The sequence below is a fragment of the Syntrophomonas sp. UBA5494 genome (genome assembly GCF_002426325.1).
Map to the genome: position 1 here is coordinate 2,984 of NZ_DIPG01000078.1, position 302 is coordinate 3,285.

Below are 302 nucleotides of genomic sequence, written 5' to 3' on the forward strand. Positions count from 1 at the left end.
TCGATTTATGAGCGATATACCAGGATGCTACTTGAACAGGGCGATGCCTATTATTGCTTCTGCAGCGAAGCAGCCCTGGAGGAAGAGCGGCAGGCCTTAATGGCTAAAGGAGAGACCCCGCGTTATCTGGGGCGCTGCCGCCATCTCAGTGAGGAAGAGCGGGCCTCTTACCTGGCACAGGGTATCAAGCCGGTGGTGCGCTTTCGGGTGCCGCCCCGGCAGATATACGTGGTTGACGACCTGGTCCGGGAGCGGGTCAGCTTCGAAAGCGACGGGATGGGAGACTTCATCATAGTAAAATC

General features: G+C 57.3%; 1 protein-coding gene. It reads left to right on the forward strand.

Annotation, left to right across the window (positions count from 1 at the left end):
• Positions 1 to 302: glutamate--tRNA ligase family protein (locus tag B3W37_RS08780; RefSeq protein ID WP_483175417.1), on the forward strand; the 302-nt coding region annotated here is incomplete at both ends.